Origin of the sequence: Saccharolobus solfataricus, assembly GCF_900079115.1 — an archaeon.
Classification (GTDB): Archaea; Thermoproteota; Thermoprotei_A; order Sulfolobales; family Sulfolobaceae; genus Saccharolobus; species Saccharolobus solfataricus.
In genome coordinates, this window is record NZ_LT549890.1 from 310,485 (window position 1) to 334,587 (window position 24,103).

The 24,103-nt window shown below is 35.6% G+C and carries 23 protein-coding genes, 2 tRNA genes and 1 pseudogene; 12 read left to right on the top strand and 14 right to left on the bottom strand.

The annotated features are described in order from the left end of the window. The first annotated feature begins 4 nt into the window (after positions 1–4). On the top strand, positions 5–631 hold the full coding sequence (gene folE, locus SSOP1_RS01820; protein ID WP_009990665.1) for a GTP cyclohydrolase I: 627 nt from the start codon (positions 5–7) through the stop codon (positions 629–631). A gap of 25 nt (positions 632–656) precedes the next feature. Next, complete coding sequence (locus SSOP1_RS01825) at positions 657–1,556, top strand: winged helix-turn-helix transcriptional regulator (protein ID WP_009990666.1); 900 nt, start codon at positions 657–659, stop codon at positions 1,554–1,556. Here the strand turns inward: SSOP1_RS01825 and glnA are convergent. From glnA to SSOP1_RS01845, 4 genes are all read right to left on the bottom strand, one after another. Further along, positions 1,553–2,968, bottom strand: coding sequence for a type I glutamate--ammonia ligase (glnA, locus tag SSOP1_RS01830; RefSeq protein WP_009990668.1), 1,416 nt, complete (start codon positions 2,966–2,968; stop codon positions 1,553–1,555). The two genes, SSOP1_RS01825 and glnA, sit on opposite strands and share 4 nt — an antisense overlap. 122 nt (positions 2,969–3,090) lie before the next feature. Then, a complete protein-coding gene (locus tag SSOP1_RS01835) occupies positions 3,091–3,699 on the bottom strand; it encodes an ATP-binding cassette domain-containing protein (RefSeq protein WP_009990669.1) in 609 nt (202 codons plus the stop codon). Next, complete coding sequence (gene trxA / locus SSOP1_RS01840; RefSeq protein WP_010922953.1) at positions 3,696–4,097, bottom strand: thioredoxin; 402 nt, start codon at positions 4,095–4,097, stop codon at positions 3,696–3,698. Before trxA ends, SSOP1_RS01835 begins: the two co-directional genes overlap by 4 nt. Beyond that, positions 4,084–5,448 carry a class I adenylate-forming enzyme family protein gene (locus SSOP1_RS01845; RefSeq protein WP_009990671.1) on the bottom strand — a complete coding sequence of 455 codons (1,365 nt, stop codon included), beginning with the start codon at positions 5,446–5,448 and terminating at the stop codon, positions 4,084–4,086. Before SSOP1_RS01845 ends, trxA begins: the two co-directional genes overlap by 14 nt. Positions 5,449–5,484: 36 nt before the next feature. Here SSOP1_RS01845 and SSOP1_RS01850 point away from each other — a divergent pair, with 36 nt between their 5' ends. Genes SSOP1_RS01850 through SSOP1_RS01865 form a run of 4 tightly spaced genes read left to right on the top strand, consistent with a single transcriptional unit; the run spans position 5,485 to position 8,877 of the window. Next, positions 5,485–6,363, top strand: a complete 879-nt coding sequence (locus tag SSOP1_RS01850) for a beta-ribofuranosylaminobenzene 5'-phosphate synthase family protein (protein WP_009990672.1) — start codon at positions 5,485–5,487, stop codon at positions 6,361–6,363. After that, on the top strand, positions 6,363–7,391 hold the full coding sequence (locus tag SSOP1_RS01855) for a methyltransferase domain-containing protein (protein ID WP_173645074.1): 1,029 nt from the start codon (positions 6,363–6,365) through the stop codon (positions 7,389–7,391). The genes SSOP1_RS01850 and SSOP1_RS01855 overlap by 1 nt, the downstream gene beginning before the upstream one ends. Before the next feature lie 11 nt (positions 7,392–7,402). Continuing rightward, the gene (locus SSOP1_RS01860; protein ID WP_009990675.1) at positions 7,403–7,912 is read left to right on the top strand and encodes an LbetaH domain-containing protein; all 510 of its coding nucleotides are present in this window, start codon (positions 7,403–7,405) and stop codon (positions 7,910–7,912) included. Then, on the top strand, positions 7,909–8,877 hold the full coding sequence (locus SSOP1_RS01865; protein ID WP_009990676.1) for a radical SAM protein: 969 nt from the start codon (positions 7,909–7,911) through the stop codon (positions 8,875–8,877). Before SSOP1_RS01860 ends, SSOP1_RS01865 begins: the two co-directional genes overlap by 4 nt. Here SSOP1_RS01865 and xerA read toward each other — a convergent pair. Beyond that, positions 8,848–9,723 (bottom strand): tyrosine recombinase XerA, encoded by an 876-nt coding sequence (gene xerA, locus SSOP1_RS01870; protein ID WP_009990677.1) that lies wholly within the window; start codon positions 9,721–9,723, stop codon positions 8,848–8,850. The genes SSOP1_RS01865 and xerA overlap by 30 nt on opposite strands. 74 nt (positions 9,724–9,797) lie before the next feature. On the opposite strand from xerA, the gene SSOP1_RS01875 reads away from it, so the two are divergent. Next, positions 9,798–11,315 (top strand): cation:proton antiporter domain-containing protein, encoded by a 1,518-nt coding sequence (locus tag SSOP1_RS01875; protein ID WP_010922954.1) that lies wholly within the window; start codon positions 9,798–9,800, stop codon positions 11,313–11,315. Between the two features lie 13 nt (positions 11,316–11,328). Further along, positions 11,329–11,847, top strand: coding sequence for a cob(I)yrinic acid a,c-diamide adenosyltransferase (locus SSOP1_RS01880; protein WP_009988825.1), 519 nt, complete (start codon positions 11,329–11,331; stop codon positions 11,845–11,847). Here the strand turns inward: SSOP1_RS01880 and SSOP1_RS01885 are convergent. Beyond that, positions 11,831–12,760 carry an ornithine cyclodeaminase family protein gene (locus tag SSOP1_RS01885; protein WP_009988824.1) on the bottom strand — a complete coding sequence of 310 codons (930 nt, stop codon included), beginning with the start codon at positions 12,758–12,760 and terminating at the stop codon, positions 11,831–11,833. The two genes, SSOP1_RS01880 and SSOP1_RS01885, sit on opposite strands and share 17 nt — an antisense overlap. 151 nt (positions 12,761–12,911) lie before the next feature. Between SSOP1_RS01885 and SSOP1_RS17345 the strand changes: the two genes are divergently transcribed. After that, positions 12,912–14,429 carry a hypothetical protein gene (locus SSOP1_RS17345; protein WP_162922039.1) on the top strand — a complete coding sequence of 506 codons (1,518 nt, stop codon included), beginning with the start codon at positions 12,912–12,914 and terminating at the stop codon, positions 14,427–14,429. A gap of 38 nt (positions 14,430–14,467) precedes the next feature. Here SSOP1_RS17345 and SSOP1_RS01895 read toward each other — a convergent pair whose 3' ends face one another. The 5 genes from SSOP1_RS01895 to SSOP1_RS01915 all read right to left on the bottom strand — a co-directional run bounded on the left by SSOP1_RS01895 (position 14,468) and on the right by SSOP1_RS01915 (position 21,070). Further along, positions 14,468–15,550 carry a nucleotidyltransferase family protein gene (locus SSOP1_RS01895; RefSeq protein WP_009988820.1) on the bottom strand — a complete coding sequence of 361 codons (1,083 nt, stop codon included), beginning with the start codon at positions 15,548–15,550 and terminating at the stop codon, positions 14,468–14,470. A 1-nt stretch (position 15,551) separates the two neighbouring features. Continuing rightward, positions 15,552–17,327 (bottom strand): glutamine--fructose-6-phosphate transaminase (isomerizing), encoded by a 1,776-nt coding sequence (glmS, locus tag SSOP1_RS01900; RefSeq protein ID WP_009988819.1) that lies wholly within the window; start codon positions 17,325–17,327, stop codon positions 15,552–15,554. 40 nt (positions 17,328–17,367) lie between these two features. After that, entirely contained in the window at positions 17,368–18,312 is a 945-nt protein-coding gene (gene mvk / locus SSOP1_RS01905; protein ID WP_010922957.1) for a mevalonate kinase, read from the bottom strand. A gap of 306 nt (positions 18,313–18,618) precedes the next feature. After that, positions 18,619–19,779 carry a threonyl-tRNA synthetase editing domain-containing protein gene (locus SSOP1_RS01910; protein WP_009988816.1) on the bottom strand — a complete coding sequence of 387 codons (1,161 nt, stop codon included), beginning with the start codon at positions 19,777–19,779 and terminating at the stop codon, positions 18,619–18,621. Between the two features lie 22 nt (positions 19,780–19,801). Next, positions 19,802–21,070 carry an MBL fold metallo-hydrolase gene (locus SSOP1_RS01915; protein ID WP_009988815.1) on the bottom strand — a complete coding sequence of 423 codons (1,269 nt, stop codon included), beginning with the start codon at positions 21,068–21,070 and terminating at the stop codon, positions 19,802–19,804. Positions 21,071–21,128: 58 nt separating this feature from the next. Between SSOP1_RS01915 and SSOP1_RS01920 the strand changes: the two genes are divergently transcribed. Next, complete coding sequence (locus SSOP1_RS01920; RefSeq protein WP_009988814.1) at positions 21,129–21,479, top strand: nascent polypeptide-associated complex protein; 351 nt, start codon at positions 21,129–21,131, stop codon at positions 21,477–21,479. On the opposite strand, the gene SSOP1_RS01925 is transcribed toward SSOP1_RS01920, so the two are convergent. Beyond that, positions 21,445–22,170 carry a helix-turn-helix domain-containing protein gene (locus SSOP1_RS01925; protein ID WP_048054172.1) on the bottom strand — a complete coding sequence of 242 codons (726 nt, stop codon included), beginning with the start codon at positions 22,168–22,170 and terminating at the stop codon, positions 21,445–21,447. The two genes, SSOP1_RS01920 and SSOP1_RS01925, sit on opposite strands and share 35 nt — an antisense overlap. 36 nt (positions 22,171–22,206) lie before the next feature. Between SSOP1_RS01925 and SSOP1_RS01930 the strand changes: the two genes are divergently transcribed. Beyond that, positions 22,207–22,282 (top strand) — tRNA-Pro (locus SSOP1_RS01930). A 369-nt stretch (positions 22,283–22,651) separates the two neighbouring features. On the opposite strand, the gene SSOP1_RS01935 is transcribed toward SSOP1_RS01930, so the two are convergent. Continuing rightward, complete coding sequence (locus SSOP1_RS01935) at positions 22,652–23,881, bottom strand: glycosyltransferase family 4 protein (protein ID WP_009988811.1); 1,230 nt, start codon at positions 23,879–23,881, stop codon at positions 22,652–22,654. A gap of 48 nt (positions 23,882–23,929) precedes the next feature. Between SSOP1_RS01935 and SSOP1_RS01940 the strand changes: the two genes are divergently transcribed. Then, a tRNA-Ala gene (locus tag SSOP1_RS01940) sits at positions 23,930–24,003 on the top strand. 10 nt (positions 24,004–24,013) lie between these two features. On the opposite strand, the pseudogene SSOP1_RS18010 reads toward SSOP1_RS01940, so the two are convergent. After that, a pseudogene (locus SSOP1_RS18010) lies at positions 24,014–24,094 on the bottom strand (hypothetical protein); the annotation flags it as partial. Positions 24,095–24,103: the final 9 nt, after the last annotated feature.

Here is a 24,103-nt window from a genome sequence, read left to right on the forward strand (position 1 = left end):
CGGTATGCAAAAGACAGAATTAGACGACCAAAAATTAGTAGAAGAAATAGCTAGAAGGATTAGAGAAATTCTAGAACTACTGGGTGAGAATCCGGAGAGAGAAGGGCTTAAAGAGACGCCTGAAAGAGTAGCAAAGGCTTTATTAGAAATGACCTCAGGGTTGAGAACACCGCCTCCTCAAATAAAGGTTTTCAATTTAGGCGACGATGGTGAAGTATACGAAAAGAATCAAATAGTACTAATAAAAGACGTTAACTTTTCGTCATTGTGTGAGCATCACATGTTGCCAATTATCGGAAAAATTCATGTAGCGTATATTGTTAGTAATAGCGGTAAGGTAGCTGGTTTTAGCAAAATAATTAGAATTGTGAATTACTATTCTTCACGTCTCCAAATCCAAGAGAGATTAGTAGAACAAATAGCTGATGCGATAATGAATAGCGAAATAAAGCCTAAAGGTGTCATGGTGATCGGGAACGCAATACATATGTGTTCATATGTCAGGGGAGTAAAGGATAAAGAGGCTAAGTTAGTTTCAGTAGCTTACAGAGGACTGTTTAAGACTAATAGGGCTTTACAAAATCATGTATTTAGGCTACTCGATAATGCAAATAAGGTAAACTTATTATAGAGTTTTTTAGAATAATTAATTGTTAATGGGCAGTAAAGATAAAGTTATATCTATATTGAAGGAAAAAGGTCCTATATCCCAAACTGAATTAAGTAAACTTTCTGGATTATCGAAGAGCAGATTATCTGAAGTCTTATCCGAACTTGAGAAACAAGGTATAGTAAAAAGGAGGAAGGTTTTAGGAAAAAACCTTGAGGTAAGTTTATCTCAAGATAGATTTTTGAGATTGGGAATTATAAGAGCTGCAGAATATCCATTTATAATTCCATTTATTAAAAACTTGGAAAATAGAGGATATAGCGTTACTGTTAAAATTTATGAAAATGGAATTGATCTAACTAGGGATTTAGTTGAAGCAAAGTTAGATTTAGGCCTATCCCCGATCATAACGCAAATAATATTTTCGACGATATATCGGAATATAAGAATTATTGGGGGAGGCGCTAAAGGGGGAGGTGGTATTATAGGCAAAACTTGTAACAGAATTGCATCAACTGTAATGTCAAGTATGGAAATATGGGCGTTTAGTGAATTCAAGAATATTGAAATCATTCCATCTTATAGTTCATATGAAATGTTAGACTTTCTTGAAAAAGGGATAGTAGATGGTATAGCAATTTGGGAACCTTTTTTGTCAATTTTAGAGAGGAAGGGACATAAGGTACATAGATTTACACCATTACACTGTTGTACTTTAGCAGTAAGGGAAACTATGGATTGGGAGAGAATAAAGAATATTTATGAAGAATCGTTTAGCTGGTTTAAATCTTCCATAGATAGATGGGTTTCAAGTTATTCAAACTTACTTAATATTGATTATAATATTCTAAAAGAAGCATCAAAAAATTATGAATTCGATTATTACCTCGACCTTAAGGAGTTCAAAAACTCATTAAAAAATACTGGTATTTTTATACCAATTTAGGAATCTAAATAATAGTATAACTCCATTGGGTGTGGATAACCTTGCAAGCTTCTTGCCTCATCTCTCTTTAAATCTATGTAAGTATCTAATATTGACGAATTAAATACTGGCTTCAAGAACTCTTTATCACTTTCTAACTCATCTAAAGCTTCATTTAATGATCTAGGTAGTTCTTTTATTCCCAATTGTCTTCTCTTCTCTGGAGTTAGATGGTATATATTCTCATCCACTGGATCTCCTGGATCTATTTTCTTATTTACACCATCTAATGCAGCCATTAGTAAAGCAGCAAATGCTAGATACGGATTAGTGGATGGATCTGGAGGTCTATACTCTATTCTTTTTGCCTTTTCCATTCCTCTATAGTATGCTGGCACTCTAATTACGGCACTTCTGTTTCCCTTACTCCACGCAATGTAAACTGGAGCTTCAAACCCTGGTATTAACCTTCTATAACTGTTTACAGTAGGTGAGACTATTGCAGATAAAGCCCTAGCGTGTGTTAAAAGACCTCCTATTACATATCTTCCAAATTGGCTTATCTCTGCATATTCGTCATTAGGATCATACATTAAATTCTTCTTTCCATCTTTAGTCCATAAACTGAGGTGCGTGTGCATACCAGTTCCATTATCACCATAAATAGGTTTTGGCATGAAAGTTACTACTAATCCGTGTTTAGCGGCAATATTTTTAGCTACATACTTCAAAGTTTGGACCTTGTCTGCAGTATCTACAAGAGTAGAGAATCTGAAATCTATTTCCCCTTGACCTGCAGTTGCAACTTCATGATGTGTAGCCTCTATGGTGTATCCAAAGTACTTAACTAAAGTATCGACTATCTCTACTCTTACATCCATTAGCTGATCAACTGGTGGTGCAGGGTAATATCCCTCTTTAAATCTTATTACAAAGGTTCCACTATCGCTCCACGGAGCCTCCCTTGCATAAATTTTGTACCCAGTTCCAGACTGTGGGGCACTTACGTCTAATTTTACCTTATCAAACATGAAGAATTCCAATTCTGGACCATAGTAGGAAGTGTAGCCTTGTTCTGTCTGGTATTTCTCGGCTTCCTCGGCTATGAATCTAGGATCTCTTTCAAATCTTCCCTTTCCCCCTCCCCAAAAAACTTTGCATAAGACTCTAGCTACTCCTGGAGACCAAGGAATTAGTGTCATAGTCTCTGGTACTGGTAAGAGTACCATATCACTTTCATAAATGCTCGTAAATCCTCTTATACTGCTTCCGTCTAATTTTCCGAAACCCGTCTTTAAGGATTCTAAATCAAACTCGTCAGCAGGTATTGTAATATGATGCAGCCTACCGGGAACATCTGTGAATTGTAGATCTACCCATTTTATGTTATTTTCCTTTAGGAATTTGAGTACATCTTCTGCTGTACTTGGCATGTATGTGGCTATTCATATATAGTTTAAAAAGATTGCTAGATATTATCATAGAAAGTTTTCACATTCTTATGTGGAATTTCACATGAGATTTCTCAAAATCTTTCAATTATCTTATAAACCTTTTAGAAAACTTTATGTAGAGAGCCATTATTCATCACGTAATGGTGATCAGAAAATTTAGCATCTTCAGTATCTTGAGTAACGTAAATTAGATCTATTTGATTCTTTTTACATAGATCGGTATAGATATTAATAAAATATTCCTTTTCTGAGATATTACTGAACCCCTCATCAACTAAAATTAGGTTAGGTTTTGTTAAAATAGCTGTGGCTAATGATACTTTCTCCCTATTTCCTAAACTTAAATTACCTACTTTTTTGTTCTCATTCGGAACTCCGAGTAATTTAGCCACCTCCATTACTTCTTTATCATTTACTTTTCTTCCTCTTAGTTTAGCTCCCCATGTTAGATGTTTCTTTAAGTCTAATGTGGGAATGTAACTATCTGGAGTTACTAATATAACATTTCTCTTGTTTATAGGTAAATTTGTGATATCTATGTCATTTAATCTAATGTACCCTTCATCTGGTTTTAAAATTCCGGCAATAACGTTTAATAATGTACTTTTCCCACTACCATTTTTACCGGTAATTGCAATTATACCTTTTTCAGAAAAATTAACATTTAGCAAAAAAGCTTGTAATTTCTTTTTTACATATACCTCAATCATTTCAAGTATTTATTTACAGTACTCTCTAAAGTATCTTCATCAACAGCTCCAACTAAGGAATCAACCAACTGACCATTGACGAAAATTAATGTAGTAGGTATATTAAGTACGCTATACTTATCCGCAATTTTTTGATTTTCATCAACGTTTAGTCTTCCAAAAACTGCTTTACCTTTATATTTCTCAGCAACTTTTTTATAAATTGGTTCATAGAGGTGGCATGGAGCACACCATTCAGCCCAACAATCAACTAGAACTAACTTATTATTTCTAATTACCTCATCGAAGTTCTCTTCAGTTAAGACTAATGTAACATCCTCCTTCTTTTTACCATATTCCTCAGCCTTCTTTTGTAATCTTTCAGCAACCTCCTTAATTAATGAGTCAATTTCGCTCAATCCTATCTACCACATAAACTTTCTTCAATCTCTTATAAAAAGCTACCCTAGAATTTACATAATTAAGTAATTCATCCTCAATTCCGGCTTTGTGCTCCTTTACCTTAACTAAGGCAACGGGTTGCTGTCCTAGATTTCCAGCATCTTCCCCTATAACTTTTACGTCTTCAACCATTGGATGAGTCTTTAAGATCTCTTCTAAATCTCTTGGAAATATCGGGTAGCCCTTAAATTTCAACATCCTCTTTTTGACTCCTCTAAAATACAATAAGCCCTTTTCATCAATCTTAACTAAATCACCTGTTCTTAGCCACCCCTCATTAAATACTCTGGCCGTCTCCTCTCTATCTTTATATCCTAGCATGAGCCAAGGAGCCTTAACCCACAATTCTCCCTCATTATTCTCATTGCCCTTATCATCTACTATCTTTATCTCAACGCCAGGCAAAGGTTTTCCTATCGAAATTACTCCAGATAGCTCTTTGGGTTGGAAAGTTAGAATTAAACCCTCAGTAAAGCCGTATTGTTGAACAATATCCTTTCCGTATTTACTCTTAAATGTATTTACGGTCGATGGATACAGTGGTGCAGCAGAACTTACACACAGTTCTAAACTATCTACTTTCCTTTTTTCCTCGTTATTTAAGTAATCGTAAACAGTTGGGACAGTTGATAGATAATTTATGTTATATTTGTTTATACTTTCAATAGCCTCATCGACGTTAAACTTACTCATAATATATAACTTGCCACCAGCTTCCAAGGTAATACCTAACACGCTATTTCCTAAGACGTGAGCTAAAGGAACTGTTAGTATTCCCCTAATCTCTTTAAGGCCAATAGAATTGTAGAGCGTCGCAGAATTGAGTTCAACTCTGTTAGCGCTATGCAGTACTTGCATTGTCCTTCCTACTATTCCAGCATAATAGTAAACTAAGCCGACCTCATCCTCTCTGTACTCATAAGGTTTTGTAAAAACGTCTTTTCCTCTCTTATTCACTATCACCTGGTACGATTTGAGAATATCGTACTCTCTCTTGTATATCTCCTCGTCGGTTACTATTAGGTCAGGGTTTGAATCCTCCAATATGAACTTTAAATCTTCTGCTGAAGTTTGCGGGTCAACTGCAACTGCCTTACCGCCTGCCCAAAATATTGCTAAGTAATTAATCACTGACTGCAGAGAGTTTAACATTATATGGACTACAGTATCTCCAGGTGAGATGTTGGAAGCTACATATACTACTTCTCTCGTAACTTGTTCATAGGTAAGTGACTGATTTTTGTCAATTAAAAAGGTTTTTGAAGGCGTTTCTTTAAACCATTTATAGAGTAATGTTGCAAGACTCACAGTTTCCTTTTTTATTACACAATCTTATTAATTCTTATGATAAAGATCGTCGGATTATCACGAATTCATATTACCTTGTTTGATCTTGAGGGAAAATATGGTAGACTCGACGGTGGGGCAGGAGTTGCCTTGAAATACCCTAGGATAGTAGTTAGGAGTGGCAATTGTTTTAAGCCTGAAGTCTCCTTGCCTTTTGATGTCCCTAAAATATGTATAGAGGAAGACTTTGAACAACATATAGGACTTGGTCACACTACACAATATTTGTTATCAGTGGCTAAGCTAGCTGCTGAATATAATTTTAAGAGGCTTAACTCATATGAACTAGCCAAATTGGTAAAAAGAGGTGGGACATCCGGTGTCGGTGTTTACGCCTTCGAGTATGGAGGTTTTATAGTAGATGGAGGCCATTCCACTAAAGTAAAAAGGGAATTATTACCATCGGATTTCTCTTCTGCTCCTCCTCCCCCACTAATAGCTAGACTAAATTTTCCTTGGTATATTTACGTTAATGTGGTTAGGGGCGGTAGAAGAGTATTCGGAAAAGATGAGATTAACGCATTTAAACAAGCTAAGCTAGAGGGATTAGATACTTTGGCGAGAGTAGTTTTAATGGAGTTAATTCCATCAGTTGCAGAAAGAGATTTGGAAGGAGCGTTAAATGCTATCTCGTTAATACAGGATCTAGGATTTAAGAAAGTTGAGGTCTTTTTGCAAACTGATGAGGTCAAAAAACTTATGAATGATATGGTTAAAGCTGGGTTTCCCGCTGGTCTTTCCTCCTTCGGTCCAGCCGTCTATACATTCGTTAGCTCTAAAAGGGAGGGTGATGAGTTAATTTCAAGATTTGGTGGATTTGTATCTGAACCAAATAATGAGGGTGCTAAGGTATTCTGGAGTACGATGAGTTCGTAATTAGTGATTTAAGAGAGGTTTATGGTGAATATTTAAACGACTTCTTGAATGCCATAAGGAAGCCAAATCCTAGATTATACATTAGGGTTAATACTCTAAAGACCTCTGTAGAGAAAATACTGGAAAGGCTTCCACATTTTAAGCCGGACGAAGATTTCAAAGAGGCAATTTACGTTGAGATAAAAGGGCCAAATGAAATTAACATTCATGAAAATAAGGTAATTGTAGATAAGAAAACTGCGGAAAGCGCTATGTTAGGTGCTAATGTTTACAAACCGGGTTTAAAGAGTGTTGTAATTAATAATGCAAAAGATAAAAGGGTTACAGTTTATAGCGATAATGGAATACCAGTAGCTGAGGGTAAATATTATGGCATGAATACTAATTTAGTAGTTGAGGTTACGAATTCCTTATACACCTCCCCTAAATTAGCTGATCTGCCAGAGTTGAAGAATGGATTAATATATGTTCAAGGTAAGGCATCAATGTATGTTGCTCATTTACTTGATCCACATCCTAATGAGAAAATAGTAGATATGACTGCATATGCTGGTGGGAAATTAACTCATATTTATCAGTTAGAGCCTAGAGTTAAGCTTATTGGTTTTGATCATACTGAAAAGAAGGTAGAGAAATTAAGGGATTTAGCAAATAAAATGGGAATGAGAATAGAAATATATAAGGCGGATTCAAGGTATCTTTACGAGGATTATAAAATAGGTGATGTTGATAAAGTGGTAATTGATCCTCCATGTTCAGCGTTGGGGATAAGGCCTAAATTATACGACCATAAAACTAAACAAGATATACTCAATTTCCATAAATACCAGAAGCAATTCCTAAATTCCGCTTATAAGATTTTAAAGAAAAATGGTGTGGTAATTTATTCTACTTGTACTGTAACTACATGGGAGAACGAGAAGGTTATAAATGATCCAAGATTTTCGGTAGAATATGAGATTAGATTTCATCCCCATATTCACGAAATTACCGGTTTTTTCATAGCTAAGCTAATAAAGAAAGGCTAAAAATTCTATATATGCCAATAGAAGAGTATTTAGGTAAAACCCCAAAGGTTTCTCAGAAGGCGTACATACATCCTACTTCTTACATTATAGGTGATGTGGAAATAGGGGATCTGACGAGTATATGGCATTATGTTGTGATTAGGGGAGATAATGACAGTATAAGAATTGGCAAGGAATCTAATGTGCAAGAGAATACTACAATCCACACAGATTACGGATACCCAGTTGAAATTGGCGATAAAGTCACAATTGGTCATAATGCTGTTATTCATGGTGCCAAAGTCTCATCTCACGTTATTGTAGGAATGGGGGCAATATTATTAAATGGATCTCAAGTTAAGGAATACTCAATTATTGGAGCTGGGTCTGTAGTTACTCAAGGCACTGTTATCCCTCCCTATAGTGTAGCAGTTGGAGTTCCCGCTAAAGTTATCAAAAAGTTAAGAGAAGATGAGATTTTGATAATAGATGAGAACGCTGAAGAATATTTAAAGCATACGAGGAGGTTATTGAAATTATGAATAAGGATTTGAAAGCTATAAAATGGTTTATTACAACGCAAATTCTTAAAGATCCTTTTAATCCCGCATATGCAACGTTTAAGGTAACATCTAGATGCAACTTGAGATGTACATTCTGTTCTCCATCGTATTATTCTGGTGAATTAGGAGAGGGAAGTACGGAAAGGGTGAAAAAGATAATAGACAATTTGAGGGATTCGTCAATAGTTGTCTTATCGTTTGAAGGTGGAGAACCAACTTATAGGCCAGATATTTTAGATCTTTTAGAGTACGCACACGATGGGTCCTTTTATATTATGCTTACAACTAATGGTTATAGGCTTAAGGATGAAGATTTCCTAACTAAACTGGCAGACAAGATAGACTTCTTGCACTATTCTATAGACGAATATCATTGGAATGTGAAGGAATTAGAGAATTTATGTAGGTTCAGGAAATATGGCCTTAAGGTTAACGTTCAAACCGTAGTTACCAGATATAATTTATATAAATTGGAGGAAAAAGTTAGGAAGGTTGCTGAATGTGGATACAAGATACTAGCGATGCCTGCAGTAGATTATCCCAATTCAAAGGTAAAGTTAGCTCCAGATCCTTACGAATTTTATAAAGTACTGTATGATCTGAAGCGAAAATATGGTTCTACATTAAATAACTCATGGGGATTCATAAACGCCATAATAGGTAAAGTCCCTAAAAGGGTAGTAAGTTATGCAATAACCATATATCCTAATGGCGACTTGCCTTATCCAGACGATATAAATGGAGAAATAGTTGGAAACGTAGCTGAAGAACCCCTAAATAAAATTTTACAATCTAGTAAAGTGAAGGAATTACAGCAGAAAATGCTAGAAAATCAAGCTAAATTTGAATACTTACATTTGCAAACTGCTTCGTTCAATAATATTAGAGATCTAGCATCATATGTTAGTGAAATGTTAAGGTGGCGTTTTACTGGAAGAGCTTGACATTGCCTTAAGGTATTCATTCCTTAAATCGTCTAGGACTAAATGTGTGTAGATTTGAGTTGTTTTTATATCCTTATGTCCTAGTAATTTCTGTAATGTAATTACATTAATTCCTCTTTTTAGTGATAAGGTAGCGAAAGTGTGTCTCAAAATATGTGGTCTTAAATCAATTCCAACTTTCTTACCTAATCTCTTTAATTTTCTATATAAAGTATCATATTTTAAATCGAATAATTTGTCCTCAGCTTTCTTTCCCTTTATGTACTTTCTCAACAGCAGTTTAGTCTCATCAGTAAAGAAAACTATTCTTTCCTCTCCATTCTTAGTATTCCTAACTCTAATCATGTTATTTTCCAAATCTATATCCTTTACTAATACCGATAACAATTCATTTGCACGTAACCCAGTATCTAATAGTAACCTTATTATTAATTTATCCTTAGTCCTCTTACATGCGTTAAGTACTTTCTGGATCTGAATCTCGTCCAGAGCCTTAACTTCTTTTCTCCTTACTTTAGGAATAGGTGGCCTTACAGAAACGTTAATCCATTTAAGGAATCTTCTCACTGCAATTATATAATATCTAATGGTAACACTCTTGGCTCTCTTCTTTTCTACTTCGTCTCCTTTAACCTTACCCTCTCTATTTAACAGACTAGAAATCCATCTGTTTAGATCTTCACTAGTAACCTTTCTAGGATCTTTGTTTATAAAGTCTAGAAAGTCCCTTACTGCGGTAGAGTAAAGCTTTATAGTTCCATTTCCAGCTCCTGCGATAATTAATGCGTTTATGAAAGCGTTATAAAGATCTCCGGATTCTGGTGGAGAGCCTAGATCAAGCTTCACATATTATATGTAGTAGGATTAAGTCTCAAAAGGATAAACTCTTAATAATTAGGGTATTACTTACTTAGCTTATTATGGTATCATTGCTTCTGATTTCCTTGTTATATCTAGGAATAATGTTGATAGCTGCTAAGATATCTGAGGAGATATTCAGAAGAATTGGTTTAGTAACTTTTGTTGGCCCTATATTAATGGGCATTCTACTTGGAAACGGTGTATTTGGAGTCATACAGATTAATGAGATTATCTCATTTATTACATCTCTTGGTATAGTTTTTCTATTATTCTTGGCTGGAGCTGAAGAGTTTAACGTCGAAAATAGACCTAATGCTAACGTATTTCTAGCGGTGATATTAGAGTCAATTATACCATTTTCGGTAATACTCGTTGCGATCTATATTATAGGCTTTAAGAACTACCTAATTCTCATAGTCCCATTAGCAATGAGTAGTGCTGGTCCCTTATCCAGAATGCTGATGGACGTTAAGATTTCTGATAACAGAATTTCTAACTTAATTTTCCAACAAGTAATCTTAATAGAAATAATTTTTGTGATATTGTTTGCAATACTCTTAAAGACTAGTGAAATTCTGATTACAATAATTGAAATTTTCTTGGTATTCGCATTTACGATAATGTTTGGTAGAACTTTAGCTAAGATTCTAGAGAAAATAGAGTATTATTTTAAGGCGAGAGAAATAGAGTTTGCCTCGCTTATTGCAATAATTTTAATCATAGGTTATTTAGCAGAATTATACAAATTTAATTCAGCCATATCAGCCTTTTTCCTGGGTATATTATTAAAGGATTATTTAAAAGATAGGCCAGAATTACTGGAGAGGCTTCACGCATTTACATATGGATTCTTTGAACCATTATTCTTTTTAGGTATAGGCTTATATGTTACTAAAATTAACGCATCCATTATTCTTTTTAGCTTGCTCTTCTTCTCACTAATAATTGCTTCTAAATTCCTTGCCGGCTTTATTTCATCGAAGATTCTAAATATTAAGGGGAAGATAAATGGATTTGCAACTAGCGTAAAAGGAGGAGTTGATTCATCACTATTGCTTACTGGACTAACTTTAGGGTATATAAACGAATTCATGTACTCGTTTTCAATTTTAGCGATTTCGCTTTCAGCATTAATAGTTCCCCTCCTATTTCAAATTAATTTTAAAATTAGTAATAAAATTTCAGAGAGTAAAAAGGTGAAACTCTCTCAAGAGGTAATTAAGCTTCAGATAAAGCCACTTTACGCTTCATGTGAAGAGAACTTGAGATCGGTAATTAGTAAAATTAGTGAAAGAGGTGTTAGGGGAATAGTTGTTGTAAATTATGAGAATAAACCTCTAGGTTATGTTTCAATACAAACTTTACTTGAAATTGACCCCGAACTATATGAGAGTACTAAAGCTTGCGAGGTACCACTGGATGAGGTTCCAATAGAATACGATAACGTGAAAGTTATAGATCTTCTAAGAAAATTTAGGGAAACTGAGAAACCGGTAATAGCAATTATAAATAAGGAAGGAGTCTTAGTCACTACAGTATATGAAAGAGAACTGGCGAGGTTTTTAATTTCCTTTTAAGCATTAAGATCTTATGACAGTTTGGTATACTGGAACTGGTGATAAGGGTAAGACGAAATTACCTTCAGTTGGCGAGATTTGGAAGGATGATGATATTGTAAATGCTATTGGAGATCTTGATGAGTTGAATGCCAGTTTAGGCGTTATTTCATCCCTTTATCCACAACTTCGTGAAATTATGGTAAGAATTCAATCAGATATATTCTCACTTTCCTCAGAAATTGCTGGGTTTGACATGAATTTCGAAGAAGAGAAGGTAAAATGGATAGAAGAGGAGATCAGTAGTTTTTCTAAGGGCATACCCGAGTTAAGAAATTTCATTTTACCGGGAGGACATGTCGCAGCTTCTTTTCTTCATCTAGCTAGAACCATATGCAGAAGGAGTGAGAGAAGTGTAGTAAAGATATTAAAGAGGAGTAAGGCGAAGGACGTTCACGTTAAATACCTTAATCGTTTATCCTCATTGCTATTTGTTTTAGCATTATACGTTAATAAGCAAGAGAAAGTCCAAGAGATTATATGGAAACGTTAAAACCAATTCCTCTCCTTAAAGCCTCTTGATAAGCTATGTGGGCAGTTATGTTATCCTCTACAGCAATCCCCACAGTTTTAAATAATGATGGTCTTTCTATTTTTATTCCCTTTTCTATTATTTCTCCCAGTTCTTTTATCATTTTGTTTTCCAATAATCCTCTTTGTTTAGGAATGATATAATCACCACTCTCTTTAGAAACTGCTTCTAACGAGTCGACAATATAACTCTTTACCTTTATTATAGTATCATCATCTAATTCCCTCGAATCTGGAGTATGGGCTCCTATACTTGATAAATGAAATACATCTTTTAGATACTTACCTAATACAACTGGAAAATTAGATGAGGTGGTTGCGAAGATAGTATCTGAATTCTTCAATAACGTTTCTAAGTCCGTAGCCTCACCGCCAACTCTCTTAGCTAATTCGAAGTGAGATTTTCTAGCTGAAATGTAAAGCTTCTGAACTTTAAAGTACTCTAAGGCTAATTTTGCGTGATAGTATGCTTCAGTGCCTGCACCTATTATTCCTAAGATGCCTATATTTCTACCATTTATAGCTAACTCAGTCGATAATATACTTGCTGCAGCGGTTCTTATTGCAGTTAGCGTTGTCCCATCAATTATCGCTAAAATCTCTCCAGTATCTGGTGACATCAATATTACAACACCTTGAACTAATGGTAACCCTCTCTCTTTATTCTCAGGTATAACGTTAACTATTTTGGTCACAAAAGAATAATCAGTTGATGATGGCATTAAGCCCCACCAATTTCCCTTTACACTCATGACTAACCTTTGTGGTTGATCTACCTTCTTCTGATAATGCAATTTGAATGCCTCTTTCACTGAGCTTACGGCTATTTCAGCTTTTAATAATTCATCTAGATCTTTCCTTGTTAAGATAATCATTAAGTTAAGATCCTTTTATCGATTATAAACTTTAACATTATTTTGGAATTTTCTGATTAGCATAAGAATTAACCCTAGGACTATATGCAGTATTATTTAAAAATGCTTTTTAGGGATATTAAGGACACATTAAAAGGAAAGTCGATAATTAATATTATATCTAATATACCTTTACCCATTGTATTTAATACTTATCAACATAATACTACTAAGCAAAAAGTTTATTTACAAACACGTTTTGCATAATGTGATGTCAGTGAATTTAAGAAAAGTACTTGTAACTGGTTTTATATCACTATTTGCAATTTTAATGTTAATACTTCCAATTACACTAGCACAATCGCAAACGATAAGTAATGTACTCCTTATTCCAACTGGTTTTATCACAATTCCTACAAGTGGTTCATCAGCCTCGTTTACGGCTTACGTCATAAATAATAACCCAAATAGTGAAACAGTAACTGTTTATTTGAACGGTAACTCATATACTACATTAACTATCCCTCCCTATTCTTACTCTCCGGTTACGTTATCTTTATCAACTGGTAAGAACATTTTAATCGTAAACGGCCAGTCTCTAATAATTAACGTGAATAGTATATCTAAGGTTATATCTGCAAACATCTTGCTAAACAACAGTGCAAACTTGATATTAATAAATGGAATACCCGGTAAGCTTTACACAGTAAATTTAACAATTGCAAATATCCATAATTGGAACATCTCCATATCCACATATACCTATTCATCAATATTTTTCACCAATATGTATAAGCTCTACAACGCTCCGTTTGAGTTACAACCGCCTCTGTCAAACTCCTCTTACATACCGATTCTAGTACCACTTTACGTTCCACAAGGTCTATATTATTTCTATAATTACGTTCAGTTCTATAATATTAGTAATTATCAACAAGTGTTGGGGTACATTCCATTTTTAATTTTTATAAATGTAAGCTATGGGTTGAATGGTACGTTAGTTACGTCTAACACGTATACATCTAATAACATCACGGTATCGTATGTTACAGCAAACGGCTATACATACATTTTATCTAAGTATCCATTTAGCTTAAGCGATAAAGTTATAGTGAAAGTTATTCCACACTCATCCTCTCTTAATCCATATACAGTGGTCTTAGGTAACTTCACCTCAACACTGACAATAAATGGTCAAGCATTACAAGAACCTTACTTTGGGAGTAATAGCAGTGAATTTGCATATGGTAATTCTTGGATAGAATTAAAGATCCCTGAACAGTATACCGGGACACAATATCAAATAAATATAACTTACATTACACCACATGGTATAGTAAGCACTGGAGTAATACCCGCCATTACTTCTTCTACTACAACTACTACAACGACGAGCTCTACTACAACTACAAGTACTACTACCTCAACGACATCTACTACCTCAACTTCTTCCTCAACAACTTCGACTACGACATCGTCCTCCTCAACAACTACTACCTCTTCTTCAATTACATCCTCCTCAACCACATCATCAACAACTTCTTCAACATCCACTACCACACCCACCTCGACTTCCTCGTCTACTACCTCAGTTACTACTTCTGGGGTATCTACTTCAGTTATAATAGGCATTGCAATAGTGGTGATAATAATAGTGATTGTCGCTGTAGTACTTTTAAGAAGAAGATAGAGTAAAAGAAAATGCAAAGGGAATATAGGCTTTTTTTATTAAACCTTCGTACCAGCCTCTATTACGCTTCCATGTTTAATTACTTTTTCTGGTGAAATTAAAGCGCCAAGTTTATTGAATCTAGGTCTACTTAGTGAATGTGCTGGGTAACTTGCAGTTATGACAGAAGCTCCTATCTTAGCTCCTTTACCTACTATTGAGTAAGTCAAATAGGATTTTGAACCTACTTCAGCAAAGGGTTCAATTAAAGAATGGGCAATTTCACAGTAAGCTCCTATCTTAGCTCCCTCCTCTATGGAGGAATAATCTCTAACTAGAGAAAATGATCCTACGTAAGCGTTTTTACCAATATAAGCTGGTCCTTTAATTATTGCATAATCTTCTATTATTGCATAATCTTCTATTATAACTCCTTTCCCTATTATTGCGTTTTTCGAAATCTCAGCCTTATCTGAAATTACGCTTTCTTTTCTCCTTAGCAACGTTTCCAATGCAAATAATAAATCCTCTGGGTAACCTATGTCAACCCAACTCTCTGACCAAATGAAATAGTTGAGTCTAGCTTGACTAGAAAGTAGATCAATATAATCTAGTAGAGAGGTGAAATTGTCCTTTGGTTTTGGTAGTATGTAGGCTCCACCTAACGCTAGAGTTGAGCTTTCTTTAACTACCTTTAGTTTATTATCGACGATTTTAACTAAACCGTAAGTTTCTGTTCCCTCACTTATCGGTATCAGCGGTATTACCGCTTGACTCCCCGTCATTATGTATGTGTCCATAAGGCTCTTGTAGAATTCCGCAGGCGCTATTATATCACCAAATGCCAATACAAATACGTCATCATCAATACTTTCTATACCTTCTAGAACTGCTCCATCAATTCCTTGTTTCTTTTGCACTATGGTCTCAAAGGACACGTCAAGTTTCTCCACCTCTTCTTCTATTTGATTTCCCTTCTCGTTTACAATTATTTCAAATTCTTTTACACCAGCTTTCTTTAAACCCTCTATTGTGTAGTTTATTATTGCCTTACCTAGTACTGTAATAGCTTCTTTCTGTACCTTCTCAGTATATGGTAACAGTCCCTCTCCCTTTCCTCCAGCTAATACTATAGCCTTCATTTCACTCAACCGTTACTGTTTTCGCTAGGTTCCTAGGCTTATCTGGATCATATCCTCTCTTAACAGAAGCATAATACGCAATAAGTTGAATTATTGGCGCTATGGCAAGTGAAGAAAGTTTTTCGCTAGTATTTACTAGAATTTCAGTATCTGCGAAATTAAGTCTCTTATTCACACTTATTGAATAAGTCTTGCCACCTCTAGCTTTCATCTCTTGCAAATTCTTCTCTAATTCATCTACTAGTTCACCATCATTTACGAAGATTATTGGAAATCCACTCTCTACTAACGCTATTGGACCATGTTTACTTTCGCCGGCTGGATACGCTTCTGCATGAATGTATGCTATTTCCTTTATCTTTAATGCCCCTTCCATAGCTAAAGGTACTCCTAGACCTCTTCCTAAATAATAAACGTTGTTCTTGTTAGCTAATTCCTCCCCAATCTTCTTAGCAAATCCTTCAGTCTCAGTTATTACATTTCTAACTGTCTCATGAGCAGTTTCCAGATACGAAATGCTTTCTTTTTCTATTAGGGAATATAAGAAAAGTAAGGATACTATCTCAGATGTGAAAGTTTTTGTAGCAGCTACCCCTATTTCTGGCCCAGCTCTCATATATAATTTGTAATGACTTTCCCTAGCTATGTCGCTCTCAATTACGTTTGTTAATGCAATTATCTTAGCCCCTTCATCCTTGAATTTCCTAATTCCCATTTTCACGTCGAGAGTTTCTCCACTCTGACTTATGGCAAGTACAATATCACCCTTTCTAGCTCTAAAATTGTGGTATTCAGATGCAATTAATGGAATAACCGTATACCCCTTTCTTGTAAGTAATAGGGAGAAATATAGTCCAGCGTGATAACTCGTCCCTGCAGCTGTAACTATTATTCTAGAGGACTCTCTTATTTCCTCAGCGATTTCATTTATCTTATCAACTTCACTTAAAAGTCCAGAAATTGTGTCTTTAACAGCTATTGGGCTCTCATGGATTTCCTTAAGCATAAAGTGAGGATATCCTTGCTTAGAGGCTGATGATGCGTCCCAATCTATAATTTTTATTCTACTTGTAACATCTATTGGATTACCGTTTTCGTCTTCCATATAAACAGTATTTGGCGTAACATATCCTAGCTCTCCATCAGATATTACTATAACCTTTCTAGTATAAGGTAAAAATGAAGGTATATCACTAGCCACAAACGTCTTATCATCTCCTAATCCTATTACTAATGGGTTATCTCTCTTTGCAAAGAAAATTCTTCTCTCTCCCTTAACTATTGCTAAAACTGCATAACTGCCTTGAATGTTCTTTATTGCGCTTCTAAACGCTTGAAAAGTATCCATACCTCTCTTCATGTATTCCTCCATCATATGGGGTATTACTTCGGTGTCAGTCTCGCTTTTGAACTTATGGCCTAGAGCTTGTAACTCATCCCTTAGCTCTTTAAAGTTCCTTATTGTTCCATTATGAATCACTGCTATATTATTGATGCAATCTGTGTGAGGATGAGCATTGTAATCAGTAGGAGCTCCATGAGTAGCCCATCTGGTATGTCCTAAAAATGCGTAACCAGATAATTCTTTAATATTTTTCTTTCTCACTACTTCCTCAACAGTACCTTTAGCCTTTCTGACCTCTAAATTACCGCCTGAAAGTGCTGCAACACCAACACTATCATAACCCCTATACTCTAATCTATTAAGGCATGAGACTACTAATTCAGCTAGTCTATTACTTTCCTTATTTGACACAATCCCTATAATTCCACACACATTAATCTATCTTTTAAGCACTGGTAAATTAGACTTTTCCTTATAGTATCGAAAAAATGACACCATCTTTAGTTAGTGTAGAATTAACTATTCTAGCGTTGTAACTCCTCAGAAGAACTTCAGCCTCAACGGACTTTATACATATTATGGAACCCCCAGCCCCTCCCCCACTGATCTTACAACCTTTTATTCCCAATTGTTTAGCTCTAGAAACAATCTCATCAGCTTCTGGTGAAGTTATTCCTAATGAAAACAATAATCCATGATTTACGTACATTAAGAGTCCTAATTCCTCGAAATTTTGTTCGACTATTAAAGATTTAGCCCTATTAGTTATCTCGCCTATCACATCTAATATGTTCTCAAAGACTTCCTTGTTTGACTCCTTAAGCGTTCTAACACGCCATAAAACATCAGCAGTACTCATACTCCTCCTTATGTATCCTGCAGTCAGTTCAAAATTGGTATCTATTTTTTCAAATCCCTTTCCACCAGCTGGAAAGTAAATTAGCCCACCATAAGTTTCAGTATAAGTATCCATCCTACTGGCTATTCCTTGAACCTTTAACTCTATATTGTGCGAGATTTTGGCTATTTCATCTCTGCTTAAATCAATACCCAAATATTTAGAGTAAGCAGCAACAGTGCCAACAATAACTGCAGCACTAGTACCTAATCCAACAGAAGGTTCGACTGTTGAATTTATTTCTATTTTAACTGGCTTCTTCATTTCAAAATAGTTCAACACCTCAAATACATATCTAAGTACTTTCTTAGCCTCATCGCTCTCAATTTTCATCTCATTTAAATCTAACTTAACCCCTTTTATATTAAGGGATGGAGATATAATTAGGAACTTGTCGTTTTCACTTACCTTTACCTTTAAACTTTCTGAAATAGTCATTGCGATTGCTGGTCTATCGTAAACTACAGCATGTTCCCCAAATAATGTCAGCTTCAACGGAACCTTAGCTTCAACCATCATTACATGAAAAAGTCTAGGTTTAAAATAATAAAGTTCATTTACGTATTTTAGATAGGCTTCTTCTCCGATATAGCAGTTTGGTAAGAATCGTTCTTAAAATTATGTAAATTACTAGAACTTACACAAACATTAACGAAGCTGAGTATACGAATACGAACATTACGTATACTATGAGTTGTTTCAAGAAAACACTAGCCGTGATCTAATAGAAGCTAATAGCTGTAGCATAGAGAATTAATTATATTTGCATTAAGAAATTTATTTTATTTTTTACGTATTATTTCAAAAATTTTTCACATAATGAACTCAGTTATTTTTATGCCTATAAAGAGTATAATAAAGTGGTAAATTCTGCCTTTCTTTAACCTCATCCTTTATTTCCTTTACTAACTCCTCAACAGTCATACTTTTCTGCTCATTCCTCGCTCTGATTTTTACAGTAAGAGTATTAGTCTTTACTTCCCTTTCTCCTATAACTATAACGAAAGGTATCCAGTCAGTTCCGGCTCTTCTTATCTTATTTCCTAAGCTATCATCTAGGTCGTCAATGTTAACTCTTATTCCCTCCTTTCTTAACCTTTCAGCAACTTGTATCGAGAAATCCAAGAAGTCTTTCTTAACTGGCAAAAGTCTAACTTGAATTGGATTAAGCCAATCCGGTAATGTGGGAGGCTGTTGTTTAACCGACTCTAAAATGAAGTAATATATTAATCTTCCGACGTCTACGTAGATTTTACTCTCATTAACCCACCAGACCCTAATCCTATTTTTACTATCGTTAATTTCCTTGGGAAAATTTAACTCTCTAACACCACCATACACTACCACTATCCTAGGATTCTCATTGATACATGGGAGAATTCTTCCGCTCTCAACGTTTTGATAAAGTATACTCATTTCACCATCACGTACGTTCTCGTTATTTTCAGATTCGAAAAGCGGTTGAAACAAGTTCCTTAAATACCCTATTGTAGCTCTCCTCATGAACGCACTTTCAGAGGAGCTAGGAAATCCAAATTTTTCACAATACTTTAACTCCTCACTTTTCTCCAACTCCTCAGTTTTTCTTATTCTCCTAGATAACTCACTTAAAGGATGACCATAGCAAGATATTGAAAAAGCCTTATACCAACCAAATGGCGCCCTATAAACCTTTACCTTATCCTTTAATAGATTCTCCAAGGATTCAAGTATCTTTATTGCAGTATCTGGGTTTGCTAAATTAGAAGATAGGTGAGCGTAAGGGTAAATAACCACAGAATCCGCTTTTACCTTACTATAAACGTCTAAGATATCGTCTATTGCTTTGCTTAAAATCTCCTCATCATCTCCTTTCTCCACTGTAGTAAAACAGACTAGAGTGTTCTTCAGCTCTATCGATTTTAATTTTGCTTCTTCTGGTTCCTTAATAGCTCTTTCCTTTACATTAAATGAGAAGTCAGATGCGTGAATAAATAGTATTATCACAAATTACGGTTACTTTAAACGTTTATAAACTAATTTCTTGACCATTTTCCGGAGTTATAACTTCAACCCCAATCTCTTGCTTTATTAGATCCGCTAAAGATGATTCATTATCTGGAGAACCATGAACGAGCACGACTTTTTCCAAATCCTTAACGGATTTAACTATTTCCAACAACTGTCTTCTTCCAGCGTGACTTGAAAAGTCAAAGATTTCTAACCTAGCCTTTAACAATCCAGAATACTCATCGAACTTACCCATTTCTAATAGCTTCCTTCCCGGAGTGTTAATAGCTTGGTAACTGACTAAGAATACCGCATTCTTACTATTTTCTGATAGCTTTTTGAAGTAATAAACGGCTGGCCCACCCTTAAGCATTCCCGCACTCGCAACGATAACCCCTTTCTCCTTCCATGCTCTATGCCTATCCTCCCAGCCCTTAACGTAATTGAAATTATCATAAGCCTTCTTAAGCAGATCTGGTCTATTCAAAAACTCTTTAAAACCAAGCATTATCTCCGTTATCTCTCTGGACATACCGTCATAATAAACTGGATAAGGAAAATTCCTTTCCGCCAATACAGATAAGACTTCCTGGCTCCTAGCTAAACTAAAAGCTGGTACTAAAACAGTCCCACCGCTTTCTACTACTTCCATAACCTTATCGTAGAAATCGTTTTCAACATCTTTTCTATTTGGATGATTAAACTTGCCATAAGTTGACTCCATAACTAAAACATTTGCATCTCCTATATTCTCAATTTCTGCAGGTTTCATTAATTTGGTCTCCGTTAAGTTAATATCCCCCGTAAAGGCTATTACGCCTTTCTCTGACGATACCTTAATAATAGAACTTCCCGGTATGTGCCCAGCATTGTAAAGCGAAACTTTCAAACTATCTATTTCTACTTCTTCCCCATACCCAATTGCCATGAAATTGTCCATTGTTTTCCTTACTTCAACCCATTCGTACGGTATTTTAGCTCCAGAAAGCTTTAGAAAATCCTTTAGCATTGTCTCAGTTATTATCCTAGTGGCCACAGTGCCATAGACCTTAGTGTTCAATGAACCTATTTGATAAATAGGTAAAGCTCCTATATGGTCTAGATGTGCATGAGATACGACAAAGCCCTTCACCTTACCTGGCATTTCTTGCAACGGAAAATTAGGATTGTCCTTTTCATCGAAGTTTACACCATAGTCTAGTATTATGCTACCATCACTATTTCCAACCTCAATGGCAGATCTACCTACTTCTCTTCCACCACCTAATATTTTCAGAAAGTAATTCATTTGTGAAATATCGTAACCGCAAACTATTAAGTTTACTTCCTCTTCAATAAAACATGTAATGGCAAAAATAAAACCCTCTGATCTAAAGAAAATGGAAAGAATGGGAATAAAAACTGAACAAATAAATGCAACTAGAGTGATAATTGAGACTAATGAAAAGAATATAGTAATTGAAAATCCTACCGTTATGAAAACAAATGTCATGGGCAATGAGGCAATTGTTATATATGGTGGGCAAACCAGGGAAGAGAAAAAGCAGAGTCAAATTGAAATAAAAGATGAAGATGTAAAATTTGTCGCTGAACAAACTGGTAAAAGCGAAAAAGACGCCAGAGAGGCCTTAGTTAAGGCAAATGGCGACATAGCAAAGGCAATTATGATTCTGCAAGGAGAGACCTCAAACCCTTAATTAAATCCTCCTCAGTTGGTTTCATAGAGACAATGATGTTTATTCCTTCAACCTCACTTAACATTAAGGCTAAGGGGTCTAGCTTAACCGGTCTATGGAAAACCACAACCTGAGGCCTTATTGGGGCAACCTTAAGAGCTATCATTGGAGACCTACCGCTACTTACTCTCGTGAAAACCACAACCCTATTCACCATCATACTCAAAACTTGATAAAACTCTAAACCACTTAAACTCAGAATAGCCCTAATACTATCGGTAACAACGTAACCGTAAACCTTCTTATCAGTAACAAAGGAATTTACGACAACACCGTCAACAGCCCTAATCAACTTATCTATACAAATAGGAGAATTGAAATCCCTCATATCAACAATGAAAGGGAAATTTATACCAAACATCTTAGCCAACTCTTTAACAACCTTATAACCCCTCCTAGCGTCAATTGAAATCAAAGCAGACACATAACGCTTAATGAACTCACTACCAGCCTGCCTTCTTCCCCTTTCGTAATCTGCGATAACAGATTGCTTAATTCCCATCTCCCTAGCCAGCTCACCTTGAGAAACGTTAAACATTTCCCTCCACTTCCTTAAAGATCCGGATATATCCTTACTCCAAACAATATCTCCAGATATTCTCTTACCAATAGTCTCTATTATATAGGAATCAAATAATTCATCAACTGCCATTAGTGTTATAAACACGCGTTATAATTTAAATAATAGGGGTCCGTGGTCTAGCCTGGACTAGGATGCGACGTTCGGGTCGTCGTGGTCCCGGGTTCAAATCCCGGCGGACCCATACATAAATTAACTACTTCTTCCAATTCCTAACTAAAATCTCCCGAAAAGTAATGCATAATATACGAAATTTACGTTAATGGGTACTTTGTAGAATCGTCGAATTTTCACTATAGAGTTGGTGGTAGAACAAGCAGAGATTGTGCATCTGATCATCAATTGAAAGGAAGTTAATACTAGTTCAGTAGAAAAATATTCAACACGTTAACTAAGCATTTAGTGAGACCTATGATAGTAAAGTATCTCGGTTTCATTAGAAGATAATAATTGCCATACTCTCCCTAATGGGATTTTACGATAATATTTAAGATCTAATGTGAATTTCCTAAAGTGCTACCCCATATCCAAAACCAAAGTTTCTATTCTCAAATCAAATAAGATACTTCTTTAAAATTTTCAAGACAGAATTGGCAACATTATCCCAATTCGAATGCAGCTTTAAGAATTCCATTAACTTATCTCCATTCATGATCTCTTCAATTTCTTTCTCACTCATTTTGTAGAACTTTAAAGCGTTTTCAGCCATACTTTCCTTATCGAATTCATTAACAATCCTAACACACTCTAATCCTCCATAAACACTCTTAATTGCGGGAATGTCATAGGCAACAACCGGCGTACCTAGGGCTAGAGATTCTAGAGCAACTAATGAGAAACCATCAACATGAGATGGATAAATTAGAACCTTAGCCTTAGAAACAATATCTGCTAACTCCTCCCTCTTAACAAAGCCCTTATAGTCAACCCTCAAATCGTATTTTCTGACCTTAGACCAAAACCTCCTCTCGTTGTATTTATCGAAAAATTTGCCCATTAGAATTAACCTTACCTTATTACCACCCCTCTTTTCCATAATGCGCAAAATGTCTGGCAACTCATGAAAACCCTTATCTTGATTTAACCTACTCCAGAATACAACGTAATCCTCTTTCCCCCTATTCCTAAACTTCAGAAGAGAAGGATTAAAAGCATTTCCGGGTTTAATAACCTCACCACCTAAACCAGACTCAAGTAAAGGAGCTTCACTGACACCAGCTAAAAAAGTAGGTTTTTTCACTTTTTTAAACAACCTCTTATACAAATATTTTATATACTCGTTGTATAGAAACCTAGTGTGAAAACCTTTTCCAGTATATGGATTTACACCATAAAATTTGACTAATCTCCTAAAGTATCTAAGGGAGTTATTATAAAAGGGGGGTTCATGGAAAGTTACGCCATATTTAGTATCCCTAGCCAGATAGAAAATATCAAGGGATGTGTGGTCTGGCTCGTACAAGATATCGGCGTCAACTTTAAAACCCTTGGAAAACTCCCTAGCGATCTTATCGGCAAATAAAAACCTCTTAAGCCTTCCAATTCTCCTCTTCTCCTCCAATATCTCATAAAATTCATCAGCAACCTTTATGCCTTGGCTCTCTAATTCCTTAGCCTTCTTCTCTACGTTCTCCTTATCCCATGAAAGGACTGGGCTAGAAGGGTAATATACAATTTTGAAATGCTCCTTAAGCCTAATCGTAACCTCATAAGCATGAACGGCTCCACCACCAGCAAAATACGGTGAGAGGAATTTATCGTAGACAACTCCCAGTGTAGTCATTTCCTACACATAAACTTTATTTAGTCTCAATAAAAATTCTTAACCAGTGGGCCGGTAGCTCAGCCTGGAAGAGTGCTCGGTTGGCATCCGAGAGGTCCCGGGTTCAAATCCCGGCCGGTCCACTGTGGGGGATACCCCCACACCCCCACTGCTAACGTAAAACTTCAATAACCTTACCAAAAGAGCTGTCTGTTCTTCCACTTTAATGAGCATTTTTCAACA